This window comes from Mesorhizobium sp. P160927, assembly GCF_057766385.1.
In genome coordinates this window covers 1,689,591-1,711,858 of the sequence record NZ_JBYMDW010000001.1, presented here as the reverse complement: position 1 = coordinate 1,711,858, position 22,268 = coordinate 1,689,591, and the positions used below count along the sequence as shown (strand labels likewise).

General features: G+C 63.3%; 16 protein-coding genes. 9 read left to right on the top strand and 7 right to left on the bottom strand.

Annotated elements, in window-relative coordinates:
* Window positions 1–48: 48 nt before the first annotated feature.
* Window positions 49–1,341 (bottom strand): L-rhamnose catabolism isomerase, encoded by a 1,293-nt coding sequence (gene rhaI / locus AC3CB8_RS08430; RefSeq protein ID WP_023782171.1) that lies wholly within the window; start codon window positions 1,339–1,341, stop codon window positions 49–51.
* Window positions 1,342–1,428: 87 nt separating this feature from the next.
* A complete protein-coding gene (locus AC3CB8_RS08425; protein WP_352566348.1) occupies window positions 1,429–3,531 on the bottom strand; it encodes a bifunctional rhamnulose-1-phosphate aldolase/short-chain dehydrogenase in 2,103 nt (700 codons plus the stop codon).
* A 187-nt stretch (window positions 3,532–3,718) separates the two neighbouring features.
* Between AC3CB8_RS08425 and AC3CB8_RS08420 the strand changes: the two genes are divergently transcribed.
* The 7 genes from AC3CB8_RS08420 (at window position 3,719) to AC3CB8_RS08390 (ending at window position 10,858) form a co-directional block, all read left to right on the top strand.
* Window positions 3,719–4,522, top strand: coding sequence for a DeoR/GlpR family DNA-binding transcription regulator (locus AC3CB8_RS08420; RefSeq protein WP_023770977.1), 804 nt, complete (start codon window positions 3,719–3,721; stop codon window positions 4,520–4,522).
* 54 nt (window positions 4,523–4,576) lie between these two features.
* Entirely contained in the window at window positions 4,577–5,572 is a 996-nt protein-coding gene (gene rhaS, locus AC3CB8_RS08415) for a rhamnose ABC transporter substrate-binding protein (protein ID WP_023782173.1), read from the top strand.
* 82 nt (window positions 5,573–5,654) lie between these two features.
* Window positions 5,655–7,196, top strand: coding sequence for a sugar ABC transporter ATP-binding protein (locus tag AC3CB8_RS08410; RefSeq protein ID WP_352563186.1), 1,542 nt, complete (start codon window positions 5,655–5,657; stop codon window positions 7,194–7,196).
* Window positions 7,193–8,170, top strand: a complete 978-nt coding sequence (locus AC3CB8_RS08405) for an ABC transporter permease (RefSeq protein ID WP_023770978.1) — start codon at window positions 7,193–7,195, stop codon at window positions 8,168–8,170. The genes AC3CB8_RS08410 and AC3CB8_RS08405 overlap by 4 nt, the downstream gene beginning before the upstream one ends.
* Window positions 8,167–9,168, top strand: a complete 1,002-nt coding sequence (locus tag AC3CB8_RS08400) for an ABC transporter permease (protein WP_352563187.1) — start codon at window positions 8,167–8,169, stop codon at window positions 9,166–9,168. The genes AC3CB8_RS08405 and AC3CB8_RS08400 overlap by 4 nt, the downstream gene beginning before the upstream one ends.
* Complete coding sequence (rhaM, locus tag AC3CB8_RS08395) at window positions 9,168–9,485, top strand: L-rhamnose mutarotase (protein ID WP_352563188.1); 318 nt, start codon at window positions 9,168–9,170, stop codon at window positions 9,483–9,485. The genes AC3CB8_RS08400 and rhaM overlap by 1 nt, the downstream gene beginning before the upstream one ends.
* On the top strand, window positions 9,482–10,858 hold the full coding sequence (locus AC3CB8_RS08390; protein ID WP_352563189.1) for an FGGY-family carbohydrate kinase: 1,377 nt from the start codon (window positions 9,482–9,484) through the stop codon (window positions 10,856–10,858). Before rhaM ends, AC3CB8_RS08390 begins: the two co-directional genes overlap by 4 nt.
* Here AC3CB8_RS08390 and AC3CB8_RS08385 read toward each other — a convergent pair whose 3' ends face one another.
* From AC3CB8_RS08385 to galE, 3 genes are all read right to left on the bottom strand, one after another.
* A complete protein-coding gene (locus AC3CB8_RS08385; protein WP_352563190.1) occupies window positions 10,859–12,685 on the bottom strand; it encodes an alanine racemase in 1,827 nt (608 codons plus the stop codon).
* Window position 12,686: 1 nt separating this feature from the next.
* Window positions 12,687–13,937 carry a D-amino acid dehydrogenase gene (locus AC3CB8_RS08380; protein ID WP_352563191.1) on the bottom strand — a complete coding sequence of 417 codons (1,251 nt, stop codon included), beginning with the start codon at window positions 13,935–13,937 and terminating at the stop codon, window positions 12,687–12,689.
* 119 nt (window positions 13,938–14,056) lie between these two features.
* Window positions 14,057–15,052: a UDP-glucose 4-epimerase GalE gene (gene galE / locus AC3CB8_RS08375; RefSeq protein ID WP_023770984.1), complete on the bottom strand. Its 996-nt coding sequence runs from the start codon at window positions 15,050–15,052 to the stop codon at window positions 14,057–14,059.
* A 279-nt stretch (window positions 15,053–15,331) separates the two neighbouring features.
* Here galE and hemA point away from each other — a divergent pair, with 279 nt between their 5' ends.
* The gene (gene hemA / locus AC3CB8_RS08370; protein WP_023770985.1) at window positions 15,332–16,609 is read left to right on the top strand and encodes a 5-aminolevulinate synthase; all 1,278 of its coding nucleotides are present in this window, start codon (window positions 15,332–15,334) and stop codon (window positions 16,607–16,609) included.
* Between the two features lie 79 nt (window positions 16,610–16,688).
* Here the strand turns inward: hemA and AC3CB8_RS08365 are convergent, their stop codons facing one another.
* Together AC3CB8_RS08365 and mscL are read right to left on the bottom strand one after the other, a co-directional pair.
* Window positions 16,689–17,855: a pyridoxal phosphate-dependent aminotransferase gene (locus AC3CB8_RS08365; RefSeq protein ID WP_352563192.1), complete on the bottom strand. Its 1,167-nt coding sequence runs from the start codon at window positions 17,853–17,855 to the stop codon at window positions 16,689–16,691.
* A 110-nt stretch (window positions 17,856–17,965) separates the two neighbouring features.
* Window positions 17,966–18,388: a large conductance mechanosensitive channel protein MscL gene (gene mscL / locus AC3CB8_RS08360; RefSeq protein WP_023770987.1), complete on the bottom strand. Its 423-nt coding sequence runs from the start codon at window positions 18,386–18,388 to the stop codon at window positions 17,966–17,968.
* 251 nt (window positions 18,389–18,639) lie between these two features.
* Between mscL and AC3CB8_RS08355 the strand changes: the two genes are divergently transcribed.
* Window positions 18,640–22,149: a PAS domain-containing hybrid sensor histidine kinase/response regulator gene (locus AC3CB8_RS08355; RefSeq protein WP_352563193.1), complete on the top strand. Its 3,510-nt coding sequence runs from the start codon at window positions 18,640–18,642 to the stop codon at window positions 22,147–22,149.
* Window positions 22,150–22,268 lie beyond the last annotated feature (119 nt).

Here is a 22,268-nt window from a genome sequence, read left to right as displayed (position 1 = left end):
CGTCCCCTCTGCCGGACATCTTCCCGCAAGGGGGAGGTCGGCTCTACCTCAAACGATCCCGCCGGAACCACCCGCGACGGCTGGCCGCTCCGCCGCGACCTTGGCGCGGTAGCCCGCCGCCCGGTATGCGGCGACAGGATCGATGGCGCCACCTGTCTTCAGCCGTGCCATGGCAAGGATCGGCTCGACATCGGTTCGATAAGCCGCCTTCAGCGTCTGCGTCGCCATCAGCGCGTCATTGCCGTCCTGGAACCCTTCAAGCGCCTTTCGGTCGACCAGCAGCGCCTGCGCATAGGCGCGCTGCACCTCCACAGCCGACAGCATCAGGCTTTCGATCGGATCGGTGACATTGTGGCTCTGGTCGAGCATATGGGCGGGGTCGAAACCTTCGGCGCCTGACAGCTCGGCATCGACCAGCTCGTTGAAAACCAGGAACAGCCGATAGGGGTCGATCGACCCGGCATCGAGATCGTCGTCGCCATATTTCGAATCGTTGAAGTGGAAGCCGCCGAGTTTTTTGAACTGGATCAGCCGCGAGACGATCATCTCGATGTTGACGTTGGGCGCATGATGGCCGAGGTCGACAAGGCAGAAGGCCTTGTCGCCGAGCTCCCTTGAGATGATGTAGTTGGTGCCCCAGTCCTGCACGACGGTGGAGTAAAAGGCAGGTTCGTACATCTTGTGTTCGGTGAACAGCTTCCAGTCGTCCGGCAGCCCGGCATAGATATCCTTCATGGCGTCGAGATAGCGCTCGAACGCCTTGGCGAAATTGACCTGGCCGGGGAAGTTGGAGCCGTCGCCGATCCACACCGTCAGCGCCTTTGAACCCAGCGTCTTGCCGATCTCGATGCATTCGAGATTGTGCTCGACCGCCTGACGACGCGTGCCGGCATCGGCATGCGTCAGCGAACCGAATTTGTAGGAAAGCGTTTGGTCCTTCGTGTCGGAAAAAGTGTTGGAGTTCATGGCATCGAAGCCCAGCCCGAAGCGTGCGGCGGCCTGCTTCAGCCGGTTCGGATCGGCCTTGTCCCAAGGAATGTGCAGCGACACGGTCGGCGTCGCCTGCGTCAATTGCTGGATGACAGCGCAATCCTCGATCTTGTCGAAGATGTCGCGCGGCTCACCGGCGCCGGGAAAGCGGGCGAAGCGGGTGCCGCCGGTGCCGACGCCCCAGGACGGGATCGCCACGGCGAAGTTTTCCACCTTGTCGCGGATAGAGTCGATGGCGATGCCGCGTCGGTCTAGGCGCTCGCCGAGCGAGGCATAGTCACGCTCGAGGTCAACCTTGCGCGCGACGTTACTGCTGGCGACGATGTCGCCGGAGATGATGGATTCGGACACTGCTGTTCCTCCCAAAATTACGTTCGGCTGGCGCCGCCCCTCATCCGCCCTTCGGGCACCTTCTCCCGTGGACGGGGAGAAGGAAGGCTAGCGCGTGAAGCTCTGCGCATTGCCGGCGTCGACGTTGATGATGTTGCCTGTCGACTTGGCCGACATGTCGGAGGCGAGGAAATAGATCGCCTCGGCGATGTCTTCCGGGAAGACGGAGCGCTTCAGCATCGAACGCGAGCGGTAGTGCTCTTCCAGATCGTCGGTCGACATCTTGTAGGCGGCGGCACGCTGTTCCTTCCACTCGCCGGTCCAGATCTTCGAGCCGCGCAGCACCGCATCCGGGTTGACGACATTGACCCTGATCTGGGCTTCCGCGCCCTCCAGCGCCAGGCAGCGGGCGAGATGAATCTCGGCCGCCTTGGCGGTGCAATAGGCGGCGGCGTTGGGCGATGCCGCCAGGCCGTTCTTGGAGGCGACAAAGACGACGTTGCCGCCGATCTTCTGTACCCGGAACAGCCGAAATGCTTCCCTGGAGACCAGGAAATAGCCGGTGGAGAGGATGTCCATGTTCTTGTTCCACAGCGCCAGGGTCGTCTCCTCGATCGGCGCCGACGATGCCAAGCCGGCATTCGAGATCAGAATATCGATGCCGCCGAACTCGACGGCCGTCTCGGCGAAGCCGGCGACGACCTGGTCCTCCGAGGTGACGTTGATGAGAACCGGGCGGACGAAATCCCTGCCATAGGCATTTGCCAGTTCCTCGTTGGCGCCGGCGAGTGCCGCCTCGTCGATATCGGCCAGCACGACGCAGGCGCCCTCGCGCAGCAGGCGGTTGGCCGTGGCGCGGCCGATGCCCCCGGCGCCGCCGGTGACCAGCGCGATCTGGCCGGCGAGAGACTTCGGCTTCGGCATGCGCTGCAGCTTCAAATCCTCGAGCAGCCAATACTCGATGTCAAAAGCCTCCTGCGCTGGCAGGCCAACATAGGACGAGACAGTGGAGGCGCCGCGCATGACGTTGATGGCGTTGACGTAGAACTCGCCCGAGATGCGCGCTGTCGCCTTGTCGCCGGCGAAGGTGAACATGCCGACGCCGGGCATCAGATAGACTACAGCGTTGGGGTCGCGGATGGCAGGCGAATCCGCATGCTTGCAGCTATCGTAATAGGCCTGGTAGCCGACACGATATTCGGCAATGTCGTCGGCGAGGCGCGCGATGACGGCGTCGACATCCGGTTTTGCCGGATCGAATTCGATCACCAGCGGGCGGATCTTGGTGCGCAGGAAGTGGTCCGGGCACGAGGTGCCGAGGGCGGCCAGCGGGCGCAAATTCCTGGAGTTGACGAATTCGAGCACGGCGGGCGAGTCATCGAAGTGGCCAAGCTTGTGGCTCTTTTCCGAGATCAGGCCGCGAATCCTGGGCATCAGCTTGGCGGCAATGGCGCGGCGATCGGCGGCGTCCATCGACTTCACCACCTCGCCACCGAAGATCGCCACGCCTTCGGAGCGGCGCTCGAACCATTCAATGGCCTGGTTGATCACCGAAATCGTCGTTTCATAGCATTCCTTCGGCGTATCGCCCCAGGTGAAAAGGCCGTGGCTTTCGAGGATGACGCCCTTGGCGGTGGGGTGTTCGAGGCAGAATTTCTCCAGCCACAGGCCGAGTTCGAAGCCCGGCCGCTTCCATGGCAACGAGCCGATGACATCGCCGAATATCTCCTTGGTCAGAGCCCTGGAATCCTTCGCGGCGGCGATGGCGATGATGGCATCGGGATGCATGTGGTCGACAAAAGGCTTCGGCACATAGGCATGCAGCGGCGTGTCGATCGAGGCCGCGCGCGGATTGAGGTTGAAGGTGCAGTGGGGAAGATAGCCCACCATCTCGTCCTCGTGCTCGGCGCCGCGATAAAGCCCCTTCAGCGCCCGCAGCTTGTCCATGTAGAGCGTTGCGAAGCCGTCAAGCTTGATCGAGGCGCTGTCGCCGCCCGAGCCCTTCACCCACAGCACTTCGACATCTTGGCCGGTGAGCGGATCCTTCTGCCATATCTTCGAGGAGGTATTGCCGCCGCCATAATTGGTGACGCGCTTGTCGGAGCCGAGCGTGTTCGAGCGATAGACCAGCAGCTCGGGCTCACTCATCCCCTTGGCTTTCGCATCGTCCCACAGATTGGCGAGGCGCGAGCCGGAGCGCTTGTCGAGCATAGGTAATCCTCCCTTGGAGCGCGCACCATGCGCTCCTTTTTCGCTCGGGAATGTCTACGCAAGAGGCGAGCTTGTCAATCACAAACGATCAATATCAATCATATTGCACTGCACAATGAAATTATATGATCGGAAATGATTGACACTGCTCGGTTTGGGTGCCTAGATGCTTAGGCAGGGAGGAACCATGCACGAAAAAGAGCGCCACAGGATCATTTTGTCCGCCGTCCAGGAAAAACCTGTGGTGACGGTGCAGGAAATGGTCGACCTGACGGAATCGTCCGAGGCGACGATCCGGCGCGACATCGCGGCTCTCCATGTCCAAAAGCGCCTGCGCCGGGTGCGCGGCGGCGCTGAAGCAATATCGCCGCCGCAGTTCATCGGGCTGGCCGGCCGGCCCTTTTCCGTCAACGAAACGCTCAACGCGGCGCAGAAGCGGGCGATCGCTCGTGAAGCAGTCGAGTTGTGCAAGGATGGCGAGCCGATCATCATCAATGGCGGCACCACCACCTTCCAGATGGTGCATTTCCTGGCCGGCCTCCGCATGCCGATCTTCACCAATTCGTTCCCTATCGCCGAGCACCTGCTCAAGCACTCCAAGAATACGGTCATGCTGTCGGGCGGCACCATCTATCGCGAGCAGAACATCATCCTGTCGCCCTTCGACAATGACGTCACGCGCAATTTCTACGCACGCCGCATGTTCATGGGCGCTCAAGGACTGGGGCCTCTCGGCCTGATGGAAGGCGATCCACTTCTGATTCAGGCGGAGCAGAAGCTGATCGACCAGGCCGACGAGTTGGTGGTGCTGGTCGATTCCTCGAAATTCCGCAAACGCTCCAGCCTGATCCTGTGCGGTCTTTCGCGCATCGCCACCGTCATCACGGACGATGGCATCGAGGACCGCGAAGCCAAGATGCTGGAAACCGCGGGGGTGACGCTGATCGTCGCCCGCAAGTCGACAAAGGAAGAATCTTCACTGCAGGCCTGAGACACCCTCACGCCGCAGCGGCGATGGAATGCAACACTCAAGGGAGGAAATTCGATGAGCTTCTTGAAGAAATTGATGGTGACCGCGGCTTTCTCGGCCGCCATGTTCGTGAATGCCGCCTATGCGGAAAACGTCAAGATCGCGCTCGTGGTGAAGTCGCTCGGCAACGGCTTCTTCGATGCCGCCAACAAGGGCGCGCAAGAGGCGGCCAAGGAACTCGGCGACGTCGATATCATCTACACCGGCCCGACCAAGGCGACCGCCGAGGCGCAGATCGAAGTGGTTAATTCGCTGATCGCGCAGAAGGTCAACGCCATCGCGATTTCCGCCAATGACGCCGACGCGTTGGTGCCGGTGCTGAAGAAGGCCATGGAGCGCGGCATCACCGTCATCTCCTGGGATTCGGGCGTCGCCAAGGAAGGCCGCCAGCTTCACCTCAACCCGTCCGACACCGGCCTGATCGGCGAGACCATTATCAAGCTTGCCGCCGACTATCTGCCGGAAGGCGGCGATGTCGCCATCCTGTCGGCTTCCTCGACCGCGACCAACCAGAATTCCTGGATCGAAGCGGCCAAGAAGGTGCTGCCGGCGAAGTTCCCCAAGATCAAGCTGGTCGCCACCGTCTATGGCGATGACGACTCGGCCAAGAGCACCGACGAGGCCAAGGGCCTGCTGAAATCCTATCCGAACCTCAAGGCGATCATCGCGCCGACCACCGTCGGCGTCGTCGCCGCCGCCCAGGTCGTCACCGACGAGAACCTGATCGGCAAGGTCAACGTCACCGGTCTGGCGCTGCCATCGGAGTTCAAGAAGTTCATCGACAACGGCGCCAGCCAGGCGGTTGCGCTGTGGAACCCGATCGACCTCGGCTACTCCGCCGTCTACCTCGCCCATGACCTGGCGGTGAAAAAGGAAGAGGCCAAGCCGGGTGCGACGCTGTCGATCGGCCGCGTCGGCAAGGTCACGCTCGACGACACCAACTCGGCCGCGATGGCTCCGCCCTTCCAGTTCGACAAGAGCAACATCGAGAAGTTCTCCAAGATCTATTGATCTCTGGCTTTCAAGCTGGCGCGGCGGGACTCACATCCCGCCGCGACTTCAAACGGACCTAGTTTCAGGGCTTGACACGGATATGGACACGACGGCCCGACATAGCGAGACCGACGAGCGGCTTCCGGCCTCCGCTCCGCGCCTGGCGCTGTCCGGCATCTCCAAGAGCTTTCCCGGTGTCCGTGCCCTGCACAATGTCAGCCTGTCGCTCTATCCCGGCCAGGTGACGGCGCTGATCGGCGAGAACGGCGCCGGCAAGTCGACGCTGGTCAAGATCATGACCGGCATCTACCAGCCCGATGCGGGCACGATCAGCATCGACGGCCAAGCCGTCGCGCTGCCCAGCGCGCACGCCGCCTTTGGCCACGGCGTGACCGCCATCCATCAGGAAACCGTGCTGTTCGACGATCTCAGCGTCGCCGAAAACATCTTTCTCGGCCATGCGCCGCGAACGCGCCTCGGCACCATCGACTGGCGCACGATGCGCAAGAATGCGCGCGAAGTGCTCGACACCATGCATGCCGGCCATATCGATGCCGATGCGAGGCTCAGGGATCTCGGCATCGCCAACAAGCATCTCGTCGCCGTCGCGCGCGCCATGTCGATCGACTCCCAGATAGTCATCATGGACGAGCCGACCGCAGCCCTTTCGATGAAAGAGATCGAGGAGCTTTTCCTTTTGATCGAATTCCTCAAGCAGCAGGGCAAGGCGATCCTGTTCATCAGCCACAAGTTCGACGAGATCTATCGCATTGCCGACCGCTACACGGTGTTCCGCGACGGCGAGATGGTCGGCGAAGGCCTGATCAGGGATGCCGGCCAGAGCCAGATCGTGCGCATGATGGTCGGCCGTTCGGTCGACCACATCTTTCCGCGGCGCAAGGCCGAGATCGGCGCGCCGATGCTTTCCGTTTCCGGCCTGTCACATCCGACCGAGTTCAGGGATATCGGCTTCGAACTGCACAAGGGCGAGATTCTCGGCTTCTATGGCCTGGTGGGCGCGGGGCGCAGCGAGGTGATGCAGGCGATTTCTGGCATTACCCGCATAAGCGGCGGCACGATCATGCTGGATGGCAAGACGATCGCCCCGAAATCGGCCGCGGATTCGATCGAGGCCGGCATCGTCTACGTCCCGGAAGAACGCGGCAAGCAGGGTGTGGTTATCGGCCTGCCGATCTTTCAGAATGTTTCGCTGCCATCGCTCGCCCGCACCTCGAAATCAGGCATGCTGCGGCTGGCGGAGGAATTTTCGCTGGCCCGCTCCTACACGGAACGGCTCGACCTCAGGGCCTCCTCGCTCAGCCAGGATGTCGGCACGCTATCTGGCGGCAACCAGCAGAAGGTGGTCATCGCCAAATGGCTGGCGACGACGCCCAAGGTGATCATCCTTGATGAACCGACCAAGGGCATCGACATCGGCTCCAAGGCCGCCGTGCACGGCTTTATGGCCGAACTGGTGGCGCAGGGCCTGTCGGTGATCATGGTGTCGTCCGAACTGCCTGAAATTCTCGGCATGTCCGATCGCGTCGTCGTCATGCGCGAGGGCCTTGTCGCGGCGGTCTACGACAACGAGGGACTGGATGCCGAGACGCTGGTCAGGACAGCAGCAGGGATCGCGGCATGAAAGCTTTCCTGAAATACCGCGAAATCTGGCTGCTCGCGGCCATCGTCGTCTTGATCGGGCTGATCTCGACGCGCTACCCCGCCTTTGCCGACCTCGGCAATCTGCGCCAGGTGTTCAACGACACCTCGATCCTGATGATCCTGGCGCTCGGCCAGATGGTCGTCATCCTGACGCGCTCGATCGACCTGTCGATGGCGTCGAACCTCTGTTTCACCGGAATGGTGGTGGCGATGCTGAACGCCGCCCATCCGGCGATCCCGATCCCGCTGCTGATCGTCATCGCGCTTGCAGTGGGGCTGATGCTCGGCGCTATCAACGGCCTGCTGGTGTGGCGTCTGAACATACCCTCGATCGTGGTGACGCTGGGCACGCTCACCATCTATCGCGGCGCCACTTTCGTCCTGTCCGGTGGCGCCTGGGTCAATGCCGATAAGATGAGTGCGGATTTCATCGGCTTCCAGCGCGCAGCTTTCCTCGGCATTCCGGTTCTGTCCTGGATCGCCATCCTGGTGATCGCGCTGTTCTTCGTGCTGATGACGCGCACCGCGCTCGGCCGCTCGATCCATGCCATCGGCGTCAATCCGACGGCGTCCGTCTACACCGGCATCGATGTCGGGCGGACCAAATTCATCGTCTTCTGCATCTCCGGGATGATCGGTGGCCTCTGCGGTTATCTCTGGATCTCGCGCTATGTGATCGCCTCGGTCGAGGTCGCCAACGGCTATGAGTTGAACATCATCGCCGCCTGCGTCATCGGCGGCATCTCGATCGCCGGCGGCATCGGCTCGGTCGGCGGCGCCGTGCTCGGCGCGCTGTTCCTCGGCATCATCTCCAACGCTTTGCCGGTCATCAACATCTCGCCCTTCTGGCAGATGGCGATTTCGGGCAGCGCCATCATCCTGGCGGTCGTGCTCAACGCGCGCGGCGAACGCCAGCAGGGCCGCATCATCCTCAAGAAAGTGGAAGCGGCATGACCGACGTCCCTGCCCCTCGCCACATTCCCGACCGGCTCGACAAACCGCTCTCTTCGGCGATCTTTTCCTGGGAAGCGCTGCTGGTCGTGGTGGCCATCGCCATCTTTGCCATCAACAGTTTCGCCTCACCCTATTTCCTCGACCCGTATTCGCTGTCCGATCTCACCTTCAATTTCACCGAGAAGGGCCTGATCGCGTTCGCCATGGCGCTGCTGATTATTTCCGGCGAGATCGACCTGTCGGTGGCCGCCATCATCGCGCTCGCCTCGACCATGATGGGCATGGCGGTGCAGGCCGGCGCCGGCACGCCGGGGCTTGTCCTGATCGGCGTCGTCGTCGGGCTCGGCTGCGGCGCCTTCAACGGACTGCTGGTCACGCGGCTCGGCCTGCCGTCCATCGTCGTCACCATCGGCACGATGAGCCTGTTTCGCGGCATCGCCTTCATCATTCTCGGTGACCAGGCCTACAAGGGCTATCCCGAGAGCTTCGCCTTCTTCGGCCAGGGTTATGTCTGGTGGGTGGTGTCGTTCGAACTGGTGCTCTTCCTCATCGCCGCGGTGGTCTACTGGTTCCTGCTGCACCGCACGAATTTCGGCCGCCGGGTCTTCGCGATCGGCAACAATCCGGTCGCGGCGCAGTTTTCCGGCGTGCGCGTCGGCCGCATAAAATTCATCCTGTTTTGCCTGACCGGCCTGATGTCGGGCATCGCCTCGGTGCTGATCACGTCGCGGCTCGGCTCGACGCGTCCGTCGATCGCACAGGGCTATGAGCTGGAGGTCATCACCATGGTGGTGCTCGGCGGCGTCAGCATCCTCGGCGGCGCCGGCAGCATCCTCGGCGTGGTGCTTGCCGCCCTGATCATGGGGCTGGTGACCTTCGGGCTCGGCCTGCTCAACGTGCCCGGCATCGTCATGTCGATCTTCATCGGCCTGCTGCTGATCATCGTCATCGCGCTGCCGATCGTCTGGCGGCGGATGCGCGGGGGACGCCTGGCCTGATGCCCGAGAAATACGCATTCAAGATGATGCTCAAACCCGGCATGAAGGCCCAGTACAAAAAGCGCCACGATGAAATCTGGCCGTCGCTGGTCGCGTTGCTGAAGCAGGCCGGCGTCTCCGACTACTCCATCCATCTGGACGAGGAGACGAACATCCTGTTCGGCGTGCTGTGGCGGCGCGATGGCCACGGCATGGACGATCTGCCGAAGCATCCGGTGATGCAGCGCTGGTGGGCTGAAATGGCCGACATCATGGAGACGAAACCGGATAACGAGCCGGTGGCGGTGCCGCTGGAAATAATGTTCCATATGGAATGAGCGCGGTCCGCCACATCGCCGTCATCGACATCGGCAAGACCAACGCCAAGGTGGCGCTGGTCGATCTCGCCACATTGAGCGAGGTGACGCTGCGCCGGGTGGCAAACGCGCCGGCGCGACAAGCGCCCTACCCGCATCACGATGTCGACGCGCTTTGGGCGTTTATCCTCGACAGCCTTGCCGACCTCAATCGCGAACAGCGCATTGACGCTATCTCGATCACCACGCATGGCGCAACCGGCGTGGTGGTCGATGCGAGGAGCGAGCTGGTGCTGCCTGTCCTCGACTATGAATACGGTGGGCCCGATGAGCTCGCGCCCGACTATGACGCGATCCGCCCGCCCTTCTCCGAGACCGGCTCGCCGCGCCTGCCGCTCGGCCTCAATCTTGGCGCGCAATTCTTCTGGCAGCAGCAAAGTTTCCCGACGGAGTTCGCCCGGACCGCCGCGATGCTGATGTACCCGCAATACTGGGCGCTGCGCCTGACCGGCGTCGCCGCCAACGAGGTCACCTCGCTCGGCTGCCACACCGATTTGTGGAACCCCTGGACGGGGGATTTTTCGGCGCTGGTCGATCGCCTGGGCTGGCGCCAGCTGATGGCTCCCGTGCGGCCGGCCAGCGATCGTCTTGGCTCGATCCTGCCCGCGCTTGCGCAGCGGACCGGGCTCGATCCACAAACCCCGGTCTTTTGCGGCCTGCACGATTCCAACGCCTCGCTGCTGCCGCATCTCCTGTCAGACGCGCCGCCCTTCTGCGTGGTCTCGACCGGCACCTGGGTGGTGTCAATGGCGGTCGGCGGCAAGACGGTGGCGCTCGATCCGGCAAGGGATACGCTGGTCAATGTCAATGCGCTCGGCGACCCCGTGCCCTCCGCGCGGTTCATGGGCGGCCGCGAATTCTCGCTGCTGACCGAAGGCTCGGCGCAGAGCTGGAGCGACAGCGATGTCACCGCGGTGCTGGCGCGCAAGACTTTGCTTTTGCCTTCGATCCGGCAAGGCTCGGGGCCGTTTCCGCATCACACCGCCACCTGGCGCAAGGGCGAGGCGATCCCTCCCGGCCAACGCTTTGCCGCCATCTCCTTCTATCTGGCGCTGATGACGGCGACCTGCCTCGACCTCGTCGGCGGCGATGGCCCGACGACCGTCGAGGGGCCTTTCGCGCGCAATCAATTGTTCACGCGGATGCTTGCCGCGAGCACTGGCCGCGCGGTCATCGCATCGGAGGCCGCTACCGGCACCAGCATCGGGGCTGCCCTGCTGGCATCCAACCAGCGCGCGGCGCATGGCAAAGGTCAAACACAGGAGCCGCCGGCCGATCCGGCCTGGGCGGAGTATATCATCTCGTGGCGGGCGGCCGTCGAGGCTATTGGCTGATCAGAGAATCCGCTTGCCAAAGGCGGACATGACGAAGTTGACCGCGTCGCTACCGATCCTGGGCTCCAGATCGGTACTCAGGCCGGAGACATCCATCGACAGCAGCCCGCCGGAAAGTGCGATCGCCTCCATCGCCTGATGCGTCTCGCGCACGGTGAGGCCGCCGGAGCCAGCCGCCCAGCCGGCGAATTCGGTCGCCGTGGGCGAATAGCTGACATGAAACCCTTGCGTGCCCGAGGTGGCGATGCGGATTGCCTCGTGCATCAGGTCGCGCATGCCCATGGCGTCGATATCGGTCATCGTGAAGGCCGAGACGCGCGAATCCTTCAGAACCCGCACTTCCGCCGGGTCGGCATGGCGCAGCCCGATGATTACGACGTTTTCCGGCGACAGCTGCGGCTGCAGCGCGCCGGCCTTGTGGTCGAGGCCAAGCGAGCGCGCCAGTACCGACGCCTCCGGCAGGTCGATGCCATCTTCGTCCTCCGGCATCAGCGCGGCGATGGAATCGATCCAGATCAGGCCGAAGGAGTGGGTCGCGCGGGCCGTTGCGGTCAGCGCCTTGTGCGCGATGCGACGATCGGCGCCGGCGGAGAAACGGATCAGGCCCGAGGGCGGCCGATCGATATCGGCCAGTTCGACGACGTCGAAATTCATCGCCTCCAACCGGGCGCCAGTTGCTTCGCGCGCGAGGATGCGAGCGGCTTCCGCTTCGGCCGAGATCGACACCATCTTGCGGCCGGAGAAATCCGCGACATCGTGCATAGGCGCCTTTTCGACATATTCCGAGGTCATCGCCAGCAGCATGGCGCCATAGCTCATGCGGAAGGCGACGCGGTCACCAACGGCGAGCGGCGGGTCCGCATCCTGCACATCGAGCAGCAGATGGTCACTGGAGGCTCCGAGCACCCTTATCCCCATGGCGATCGGGATCAGCCCTTCGACCAGCACATCCTCGCGGCCGATATTGGCGATGGCGCGCAGCCTGTCGCCTTGGTCGAGAAAGATCGGCTGGTTGCCGAAGGCGTCGTAACCGGAGGTGCCGATCGGCCGCGACGGCTTAAGCTTGACCTCGATGACGTCGCTGGTCAGCCGGCAGGCATCGGGTTCGAGTTCCGCCCATGGCACATCGCGGAAGGTTTCGACACCGCCCTGCAGGATCGCTTCGCCGACGCGCAAATTGTTGATGCCGGCCGGCAATTTGCGTTCAAGCAGCAGCGGCAGGGACGACGACGCGCCGCCGGAGATGAACTCCAGGCTTTTGCCGGACAGACGCTCGGTCTTGTAGGCATGGGCGACGAGCTGGCCGAGATTTTCCTCTGTCGGCATGATGGCGCCGAAGCAACCGAGATTGGTGCCGATGCCGGCGATGCGCACGCCCTTCATGTCGAGAATCCGCTCGACCGTGGGGATGAGGTCGTTCGGCCAGATGCCTTCGCGGAGGTCGCCGAGATCGATCATCAGCATGATGTCGTGGACGCGGCCCATACGCTCGGCGATACGCGAGATCTCGCGGATGATCGTCAGTTCCGACTGCAGGCTGACGTCGACGGTGCGCACCACCTCCTCGACGCGCGCCATAGGCGGGCTGCGCAACAGCATGATCGGCGCGCTGATACCGCTGTCGCGCAGCCGGCGGATGTTTTCGAAACGCGACTCGGCGATCCCGGAGACGCCGCCGCGCAGCATGGCGCGCGCCACTTGCGGCATGCCGCAAGTGCCCTTGGTGACGCCGAAAACCTTGATGCCCGAAAGCGCACAGCGGTCCACAATGGTGCGGGCATTGCGCTCGATGCGGCCAAGGTCGATGGCGACTTGCGGTCCCGACATCTTATCCCCTGTAGACAAGCCCGTGCGGGTCGATCTCCGGCCTGCGGCCAGCGACGATGTCGGCTAGAAATTTTCCCGAGCCGCACGCCATGGTCCAGCCGACATGGCCATGGCCGGTGTCGAGGTAAAGGTTACTGTATTTCGCCTGGCCGATGACCGGCACCGAATTCGGCATCATCGGCCGCAAACCCGCCCATAGCTCGGCCTTCCTCTCGTCGAAAGCACCGGGGAACAGGTCCTTGCCGGTCCTGAACATGGTGGCGAAGTCGCTGGGCTTGTGGGTGCGGTCGAAGCCGGTGAATTCGGCGGTCGAAGCCAACCGCAATCGATTGCCGAGGCGCGAATAGGCCATCAGCTGATCCTCGTCGGCGCCGCCCATGGTCGGGCCTTTGCTCTCATCCTCCAGCGGAATCGTCGCGGTATAGCCCTTCACCGGATAGACCGGCAGGTCGATACCGTAGCGCCGGCCGAGCAGGCCGCTCTCCGGCCCCATCGATATGACCACCGCATCGCCGGCGATCGGTCCGGCCGAAGTCATCACGACACGCACCCGGTCGCCTTCGATGTCGAGGCCCTCGACCGTCGTCCCATAAAGGAATCTCACGCCGAGCTTCTCGGCGGCATAGGCAGCGAGGTTTTCCACGAACTGCCGGGAATCACCGGTCTGGTCGATCGGCGAGTAGACACCGCCGGCGATCTTTTCCTTCACCCCGGCTAGACCTGGTTCAAGCTCGACCAGCCGGTCGCGGCCGACGATCTCGATCGGCAGGCCATGCTCGGCCAGATAGCGGTAATTGTCGGTGCCGGTGTCGAGACTGTGCTGCGAGCGGAAGAAGTACAGGATGCCCTTCTTGCGCTCGTCGTAGTGGATGCCGGTATCGGCGGATATGGCGTTGATACAGTCGCGCGAATAGAGCGCCAGCCGCAGCTTGACCTGGCTGTTGGCCCGCAGGCGGGCCACCGTGCACTGGCGCAGGAAGCGCAGGCTCCAGGCGAGGAAATAGGGATCGAAGCGCAGCCGCACCTTGATGCCGAGATCATGATTGTAGAGCCCGCGCAGGAACGTCTTGAGTGCAGCCGGCGAGGCCCAGGCGGTGGCGTCGCCTGGAGACACCAGCCCGGCATTCGACTGGCTGGTGCCTCGCGCCGGCGCGGCATGACGCTCGATGACGGTGACCTCGTGGCCGTCGGCGGCCAGATAGTAGGCTGCCGCCGTACCGACGACGCCGGCTCCAAGCACCGTTATCTTCATGCCATCCCCCAAACCTCTTCGCGGCACCGCGCCTCCACGCCGTGTCGCGAATACTTGCATAGCGCGTCGCCGCGCGCCTTGCGAGCCCTGGGCTTGTGAGCCCCCTGGGGAAAGCGCGCTCAACCCCGCGCGGAGTTCTTGCTGGTCAGGATGCGTTCCCAGGCCAGCGCGTCGTTGACGATCTGGTCGAGATCGTCGCGCTGCGGGGTCCAGCCCAGTTCCGACCGGGCGAGATCGGAATTCGCAACCACCGCCGCGGCATCCCCGGGACGCCGGTCGCCCATCCTGACCTCGAAATCATGGCCGAAGGCGCGCCGCACGCTTTCGATCACCTCGAGCACCGAATAGCCATGGCTGTAGCCGCAATTGGCGACGAGGCTGGCGCCCCCGGCGCGCAGTCGCTGCAAAGCCAGGCGATGCGCCGCGGCCAGATCGCTGACGTGGATATAGTCGCGCATGCAAGTGCCGTCCGGCGTCGGATAGTCGGTACCAAAGACCTGCATGAAGGGTCGCTTGCCAAGCGCGGTCTCGCAGGCGACCTTGATCAGATGGGTGGCGCCCGGAGTGGACTGGCCGGTGCGGCCCTTCGGGTCGGCGCCGGCGACGTTGAAATAGCGCAGCGCCGTGTAGCTGATGTCGTGCGCAAGGCCTGCGTCGCGCAGCATCCACTCGCTCATCAGCTTGGACAGGCCATAGGGCGATTCCGGCGCCAGGCGCGCATCCTCGCGCACCGGCTCCAGCCCGGCGCCGCCATAGACGGCGGCAGTCGAGGAGAAGATGAAATTCGGCACGCCCTCGCGGACCGCGGTTTCGATCAACGTGCGAGTCTTCGAGGTGTTGTTCTCGTAGTAGGCGAGCGGATCGGCTACCGATTCCGGCACCACGATGGAGCCGGCGAAATGGATGATGGCGTCGACATGATTGTCCCGGATGATCCCGCCGACCAATTCCTTGTCGGCGACATCGCCGACAATCAGCTTTGCCTCTGGCGCCACTGCCCATTCGAAGCCGGTGGAAAGGCGGTCGAGAACGACCACGCTTTCGCCCGCATCCAGCAATTCCCAGACCATATGGCTGCCGATATAGCCGGCGCCGCCTGTCACCAAAACCGTCATCCCAAGTCCTCGCTTACCCAAGATTTATCCGAAACTGTCTCAACAACCGCCTTACTGGAAAGCCCGGCGGATGGCCATTAGAACGAGAGGTAACCGGCGTTCACTTGATGTGGCATCGTGCGGAAACAAAAGTGATCGACTGAGCGTGTCGTGAAGTGGAATAGGCCACGATCCGCCAACGTTAGAAACAGGTGCGGGGCGTGGCATTTTGACCAAAATGGCCTGGTGGACGGCCAAAAGGCCAATGATTATGATGCCGCGCAAAATTGGGAAGTCGACATGAACTATCAGCGGTTTTTCGAGGAAGCGATCGATCAGCTCCATGCCGAGCGTCGCTACCGCGTCTTCGCCGACCTGGAGCGTATCGCGGGCAAGTTTCCGCGCGCCATCTGGCGTTCCAACGGCCGCGCCGAGGAAATCACCGTCTGGTGCTCCAACGACTATCTCGGCATGGGCCAGCATCCTGACGTGATCGCCGCATTCCAGAACGCGGCCGGCAAGATGGGTTCGGGCGCCGGTGGCACCCGCAACATTTCCGGCACGTCCAACCCGCTGGTCGAGCTCGAGCATGAGCTTGCCGACCTGCATGGCAAGGAGGCGGCACTCGTCTTCACCTCCGGTTTCGTCTCCAACGAAGCCTCGATCTCGACCATCGCGCGGCTTTTGCCCAATTGCCTGATCATCTCGGACGAACTGAACCATGCCTCGATGATCGAAGGCGTGCGACGCTCGGGCGCCGAGAAAAAGATCTTCCGCCACAATGACGTCGCGCATCTGGAAAGCCTTTTGCAGACGGCGGGGCGCGAACGCGCCAAGCTGATCGTCTTCGAAAGCGTCTATTCGATGGATGGCGATATCGCGCCGATCAAGGAGATCGTCGAACTTGCCGAACGCTACAACGCCTTGACCTATATCGACGAGGTCCACGCCGTCGGCATGTATGGACCGCGTGGCGGCGGCATCACCGAGCGCGAAGGCCTGGCCGACCGCATCGACATCATAGAAGGGACGCTGGCCAAGGCGTTCGGGACGCTTGGCGGTTACATCACCGGCACCAGCGCCGTCATCGACGCGGTGCGCTCCTATGCGCCGGGCTTCATCTTCACCACCGCGCTGCCGCCGGCGATCGCCGCCGCGTCCACCACGTCGATCCGCCACCTGAAGCGCTCGCAGGCCGAGCGCGACGCCCAGCAGCAGCAGGCGAGCCGAACCAAGCAGATCCTGTCGGCGGCCGGTCTGCCGGTGATGGAGTCGCCGACACATATCGTGCCGGTGCTGGTTGGCGATCCTGAACTCTGCAAGATGGCGAGCGACCGCCTGCTCGGCGTCCACGGCATCTACATCCAGCCGATCAACTACCCGACCGTGCCACGCGGTACCGAACGGCTGCGTATCACGCCGACGCCGTTCCATTCCGATGCGCTGATCGCCGAACTGCAGGACGCGCTGGTCGAAACCTGGGACGCGCTCGGCATCCCTTACGGTTCGGCGGGACGGCCGTCGGTGGCCAAAAGCGACCGCATCATTCCACTGCTGGTGCCCAAGTCAGGCGGCTGAAGTCAGGCGGCTGAAGCCCGTTTGAAACTCCACTCCGACGGCCAGCGGACGCGGCTTTCAATTCAGGCTTCGTCAGCGTTCAGACAGTCTTCATCCACCTTGCCAGCCGGTTTGCCGCATCCTCGAGCTGGTCGAGGCGGCGGTGGAAGCACAGCCGCAGGAACGCTTCGCCACCGGGACCGAAGGCGGTGCCGGGCGCCAGGCCGACATTGGCCTTGTCGACGATTTCGAAAGCGGCTGCCCGCGAGTCCGTTATGCCGTCGACGGTGAAGAACAGGTAGAAGGCGCCCTGCGGTACGGTGAAACGCGCCTTACCGGTTTCGCCGAGAATACCGCAGACCAGATCGCGCGCTTGCCTCGCCCGCTCCACCTGTTCGGCGACGAAAGCATCGCCCTCGTCGAGCGCCGCGACCGCGCCGCGCTGCATGAACTGGGCGACGCCCGAGTTCGAATACTGGATCAGGTTCTCGAACACCTGCTGCAGGCTTGGATGCGTCTTGATCCAGCCGACGCGCCAGCCGGTCATCGCCCAGTTCTTGGAGAAACTGTTGACGAACAGGATGCGGTCTTCCGCCTCCGCGATGTCGAGGAAGGACGGCGCGCGGCCGTGACCATAGTGGAACAGCGAATAGATCTCATCGGCGATGATCCACAGGCCCTTGGCGCGGGCGAGATCGAGGATCGCCCGCAAGGTCTCATGGTCGGCGGTCCAGCCGGTCGGATTGGACGGCGTGTTGATGAACAAGGCCTTCGTGCGCGGTGTGACCGCCGCCGCGATCTTCTCGACGTCGCATGACCAGCCATTTCCGGAATGGTCGAGTGTGACCGGCACCGGCACGGCACCCGCGATTGCCGCGGCAGCGTCGAAATTCGGCCAGGCCGGCGACAGGTAGATCACTTCGTCGCCGGGTCCCGCCAGCGCGTCGAGCGCCAGCTGGATGGCATGCATGCCGGAGCCGGTGACGATGAATTGCTCCTCGGCGAAGGTCTTGGCGAAGTGCCTTTCGTAGTAGCGTGCCAGGGCCTGCCTGAGATCGGGAATGCCCCTCTGCCAAGTGTAGAACGTCTCGCCGCCGGCCAGCGCCTTCGACGCCGCATCGGTAATGAAGGACGGCGTCGCCAGGTCGCCCTCGCCGGCCCAAAGCGGAATCAGGCCTTCGCGCAATCTGCCATAATTGACGACGGCCACGATCCCGCTTTCAGGCGCGGCCAGGGCCTCGGGGCGCAGGGTCTGGATCAAGGTCATGGGCAGGTCCATTGTCTCGGGCGGGTTCGTGGGTGCTGTTTACCAGATGCGAAAACAGAAAACCCCGGCCGCCAACGACCGGGGTTTTGGTCCAGAAGAACCCTATCCGTCTATCGCCTGGCCAGCAGATCGCGGATTTCGGTCAAAAGCTGCACATCGGCCGGCGGTGGCGCGGCCGCTGGCGCGGGCTTCTCGCGCTCAAGCCGCCTGCGCAAATTGTTCACAGCCTTGACCATGAGGAAGATGATGAAGGCGAGGATAAGGAAGTTCAGCACCGCGGTAATAAAGCTGCCGTAGGCGAGCACGGCGCCGTGCGCCTTGGCATCAGCCAGCGTCGTAGCCTTGTTGTCCAAGGACAGGGGCAGGAAATAATTGTTGAAATCCAGTCCGCCGAAGATCGCACCGACAATCGGCATGATGACGTCGTCGACGAGTGACTTGACGATAGTGCCAAAGGAAGCGCCGATGATGACGCCAACGGCCAAGTCCATCACGTTGCCCTTGGAAATGAATTCCTGAAATTCTCTCAGCATTCGACCCTCCTGTCCCGACCGGCAGTGCTGCCGTTCCGTCCTTACGGCATCGCCCTAGGGGCACCATAACAAAAACCTTGGGTTGCACCATTGGCTAAAAGAGGAAAACAACCGCTTTCGCCCTACCCCGAGGGCAACCCCCCGGAAAATCGCCGCCGCATGCGCCGAAAGCCGCGATGGACTTGGCGCCCAAGCTGTGGTTGCGTCTAACCCGGCCAGGTGAAAATCGGCGCAGGGAGGATCTTGCCGGCGTGCAGGGCTTGTTCATCGTCATCATCGCGATCGCCTATGTGACGCTGCTGTTCGCCATCGCCAGCCTGGGCGACCGCCGCTCTGCCTTGTCAGGGCCCAGCCGGGCGCGACCTTTCATCTATTCGCTCAGCCTTGCCATTTATTGCACGTCCTGGACCTTCTTCGGCTCGGTCGGCCTTTCCTCGGAACGCGGCCTCGAGTTCCTCGGCATCTATACCGGCCCGGTGCTGGTGTTCGTGTTCGGCTTTCCCTTGCTCAACCGCATCGTGCGGCTGGCCAAGACCGAGAAGATCACCTCGGTCGCCGATTTCCTCGGCGCGCGTTACGGCAAGAGCTTCACCGTGGCCGCGATCGCCACGCTGATCGCCACGATCGGCGCCGTGCCCTATATCGCGCTGCAATTGAAGGCGATCTCCGGCTCGGTCAGCCTGATGGTCGAGCATTATACTGGGTCGCCGCCGTCCTTCGATCCGTTTGTCAGCGACATCTCGCTGGTTGTCGCCATGCTGCTTGCGCTGTTCGCGGTCCTGTTCGGCACGCGCCATGCCGATGCCACCGAACACCAGGACGGGCTGGTGCTGGCTGTGGCGGTCGAGACCGTGGTCAAGCTTGCCGCCTTCCTGGCCATCGGCCTCACGGTCACCTTCCTGATCTTCGGCGGCCCCGGCGACATGTTCGACCGGCTGGCCGAGAACGGCCAGGTGCGGCAGGCAATGGGCTATTCGACATCGCTGGCCACCTGGCTGGTGCTGACGTGCCTGAGCGGCTTTGCCATCATCCTTTTGCCGCGGCAGTTCTACGTCACTATCGTCGAGAACCGCAGCGAGGCCGAACTGCGCACCGCGACCTGGGTGTTCCCGCTGTATCTCGTGGCGATCAACCTGTTCGTGCTGCCGATCGCCTTTGCCGGCCTGACGCTGGTCGGCGCGAGGACGAGCAGCGACCTTTACGTGCTGTCGCTGCCGCTGTTCAGCGGCCACGATTTCCTGGCCATGACCGCCTTCATCGGCGGCTTGTCGGCGGCAACCGCCATGGTCATCGTCGAGAGCGTGGCGCTGTCGATCATGATCTCCAACGACCTGATCATCCCGCTGTTCGTGCGCCGGCTGTTGCGGACGACCACTTCCGAGAACGAGGATTGGTCGACGCTCATCCTCAACGTGCGGCGGGCGTCGATCTTCATCCTTTTGTTCATCGCCTTTCTCTACTATCGCGAGAGCACCAACAGCGCCCGGCTGTCCTCGATCGGCCTTATGTCCTTCGCGGCGATCGCGCAGTTCGCTCCTGCCCTGATCGGGGGGCTGATCTGGCGCGGCGCCAATGGCCGCGGTGCCGCACTCGGCATGGTCGCCGGCATCCTGGTCTGGGGCTACACGCTGCTGGTGCCGTCGCTCGTCGCGCCCGATACTGGCATCATCGTCCACGGACTGTTCGGCTTCGAGGCACTGCGGCCGCAGGCATTGTTCGGCACCGTCGCCGAGCCGCTGAACCACGGCGTGCTGTGGAGCCTGTCGGTCAACGCGCTGTTCTTCGTCTTCGGGTCACTGTCGCGCGCGTCGGTACCGCTGGAGCGCATCCAGGCCTCGATCTTCGTGCCGCGCGAAGCCGGACCGATGCCGAGCCTGCGCCGCTTCCGCACCGCCATCACCGTCAACGACCTCAAGGATACGATCGCACGCTATCTCGGCGTCGAACGGACCGAGCGGTCGTTTCAATCTTTCGAGAAGAGCAACGGTACCTCGCTGCATGGCAACGAGCAGGCCAGCATGGACGTCATCCGCTTTTCCGAGCAGCTTTTGGCCAGCGCCGTCGGCTCCTCCTCGGCACGGTTGATCCTGTCGCTGCTTTTCCGGCGCCACGACCGCGAATCCCGCGACGCGTTCCGCCTGCTCGACGACGCCACGGAAGCGCTGCAGCACAACCGCGACCTGCTGCAAATCGCGCTCGACCAGATGGAGCAAGGCATTACCGTCTTCGACCGCGATTTCCGGCTGATCTGCTGGAACCGCCAGTACCGGGCGCTGTTCGACCTGCCCGACGAGATGGGCCAGGTCGGCGTTTCGCTCGACCAGATCCTTCGCCATCTGGCCGAACGCGGCGACATTCCCACCGACCAGCGCGTGACGATGCTCAACCGGCTGACCAGCTTCGTCAGCCCCTGGCAGATGGAGCTGAAGACCAGCGGCCGCATCCTCGAACTGCGCTCCAACCCGATGCCTGACGGCGGCATTGTCGCCACCTATGCCGACATTTCCGGCCGCGTCGAACAGGATCTCGCGCTGAAAAGTGCCAATGAATCACTGGAGCAGCGCGTCAAGACCCGCACCATCGAACTGACTGGGGTCAACGAGGAATTGACCCGGGTCAACGAGGAACTGGCGCAGGCCCAGATGCTCGCCGAAGAGGCCAATCTCGGCAAGACGCGCTTCCTTGCCGCCGCCGGTCACGACATCCTGCAGCCCTTGAACGCCGCCCGGCTCTATTGCTCCTCGCTGATCGAGAAGGCCGGCAAGGGTCCGGCCGGCAAGGCTGCCATCAACATCGAATCCTCGCTGGAATCGGTCGAGACCATTCTCGGCGCCGTGCTCGACATCTCGCGCCTCGATGCCGGCGCCATGAAGCCGGACGATACCGCCTTCAACCTCGACGGGCTGCTCAGCCAGATCGGCAATGACTTTCGACCGATGGCCGCAGCAAAGAAGCTCGAGCTGACCATCATAGCGTCCTCACTGACCGTGATGACGGACCGCAACCTGTTGCGCCGCCTGATCCAGAACCTGGTTTCCAATGCCATCAAGTACACGCGCCAGGGCCGCATCCTGGTCGGCGTGCGGCGGCGCGGCGAACTGGCGGAGATCCAGATCAACGACACCGGCATTGGCATCGCCGGTGACAAGCTGAACACCGTCTTCCATGAGTTCACCCGACTGGACGAAGGCGCACGCGAAGCAGAAGGTCTTGGTCTTGGCCTTTCCATCGTCGACCGCATCGCAAGGGTGTTGCGGGTTGAGATTCGTATCTTCTCCAACCCGGGCAAGGGCACGCGGTTTTCCGTCATCCTGCCGGTGGCGGCCGCGCAGGTGCCGCGACGCGAGGTCGAGACCAGGGCGCCTGCCCGCGCGACGGCTTCGCTCTCCGGCCTGAATGTGCTGTGCATCGACAATGACATCCGTATCCTCGAGGGCATGCGGCTGCTGCTCGAGGGCTGGGGCTGCAATGTAGCCACGGTGACCGGCTCGGAGGATCTGGAGAGGGCCGCGATCGACCGTCCGGACATCGTGCTTGCCGACTACCATCTCGACCGCGAAACCGGTCTCGACATCATTATCAGGCTGCGAGCCACTCACGGCGACGACCTGCCGGCCGTGCTGGTCACGGCCGACCGTTCCAATGAGGTACGAGCAGCCGCGGCAGGCCTGGACATCCCGATGATCAACAAGCCGTTGAAGCCGGCGGTGCTGCGTTCGATGATGGCCAGGTTCAGGCCGATGGTGCGGGCGGCGGAGTGACGTCGAAGCGCCAGGATCAGGCTTGGCGCCCCAGGGTTTCGGGATAGGCGCGGAACATGTCGGCGAGCGCCTCGGAATAGGCCGATGCGGCGAGCCGAAGGTAAAAGTTCCAACTGAGC

What these genes read in the sequence shown, in the direction of transcription:
- AC3CB8_RS08425 (WP_352566348.1), bottom strand. Translation starts at nt 3,531, where the DNA reads ATGCTCGACAAGCGCTCCGGCTCGCGCCTCGCCAATCTGTGGGACGAT.
- AC3CB8_RS08385 (WP_352563190.1), bottom strand. Translation starts at nt 12,685, where the DNA reads ATGTCGGGACCGCAAGTCGCCATCGACCTTGGCCGCATCGAGCGCAAT.
- hemA (WP_023770985.1), top strand. Translation starts at nt 15,332, where the DNA reads ATGAACTATCAGCGGTTTTTCGAGGAAGCGATCGATCAGCTCCATGCC.
- galE (WP_023770984.1), bottom strand. Translation starts at nt 15,052, where the DNA reads ATGACGGTTTTGGTGACAGGCGGCGCCGGCTATATCGGCAGCCATATG.
- AC3CB8_RS08365 (WP_352563192.1), bottom strand. Translation starts at nt 17,855, where the DNA reads ATGACCTTGATCCAGACCCTGCGCCCCGAGGCCCTGGCCGCGCCTGAA.
- rhaM (WP_352563188.1), top strand. Translation starts at nt 9,168, where the DNA reads ATGCCCGAGAAATACGCATTCAAGATGATGCTCAAACCCGGCATGAAG.
- mscL (WP_023770987.1), bottom strand. Translation starts at nt 18,388, where the DNA reads ATGCTGAGAGAATTTCAGGAATTCATTTCCAAGGGCAACGTGATGGAC.
- rhaS (WP_023782173.1), top strand. Translation starts at nt 4,577, where the DNA reads ATGAGCTTCTTGAAGAAATTGATGGTGACCGCGGCTTTCTCGGCCGCC.
- AC3CB8_RS08400 (WP_352563187.1), top strand. Translation starts at nt 8,167, where the DNA reads ATGACCGACGTCCCTGCCCCTCGCCACATTCCCGACCGGCTCGACAAA.
- AC3CB8_RS08390 (WP_352563189.1), top strand. Translation starts at nt 9,482, where the DNA reads ATGAGCGCGGTCCGCCACATCGCCGTCATCGACATCGGCAAGACCAAC.
- AC3CB8_RS08405 (WP_023770978.1), top strand. Translation starts at nt 7,193, where the DNA reads ATGAAAGCTTTCCTGAAATACCGCGAAATCTGGCTGCTCGCGGCCATC.
- AC3CB8_RS08380 (WP_352563191.1), bottom strand. Translation starts at nt 13,937, where the DNA reads ATGAAGATAACGGTGCTTGGAGCCGGCGTCGTCGGTACGGCGGCAGCC.
- AC3CB8_RS08420 (WP_023770977.1), top strand. Translation starts at nt 3,719, where the DNA reads ATGCACGAAAAAGAGCGCCACAGGATCATTTTGTCCGCCGTCCAGGAA.
- AC3CB8_RS08410 (WP_352563186.1), top strand. Translation starts at nt 5,655, where the DNA reads ATGGACACGACGGCCCGACATAGCGAGACCGACGAGCGGCTTCCGGCC.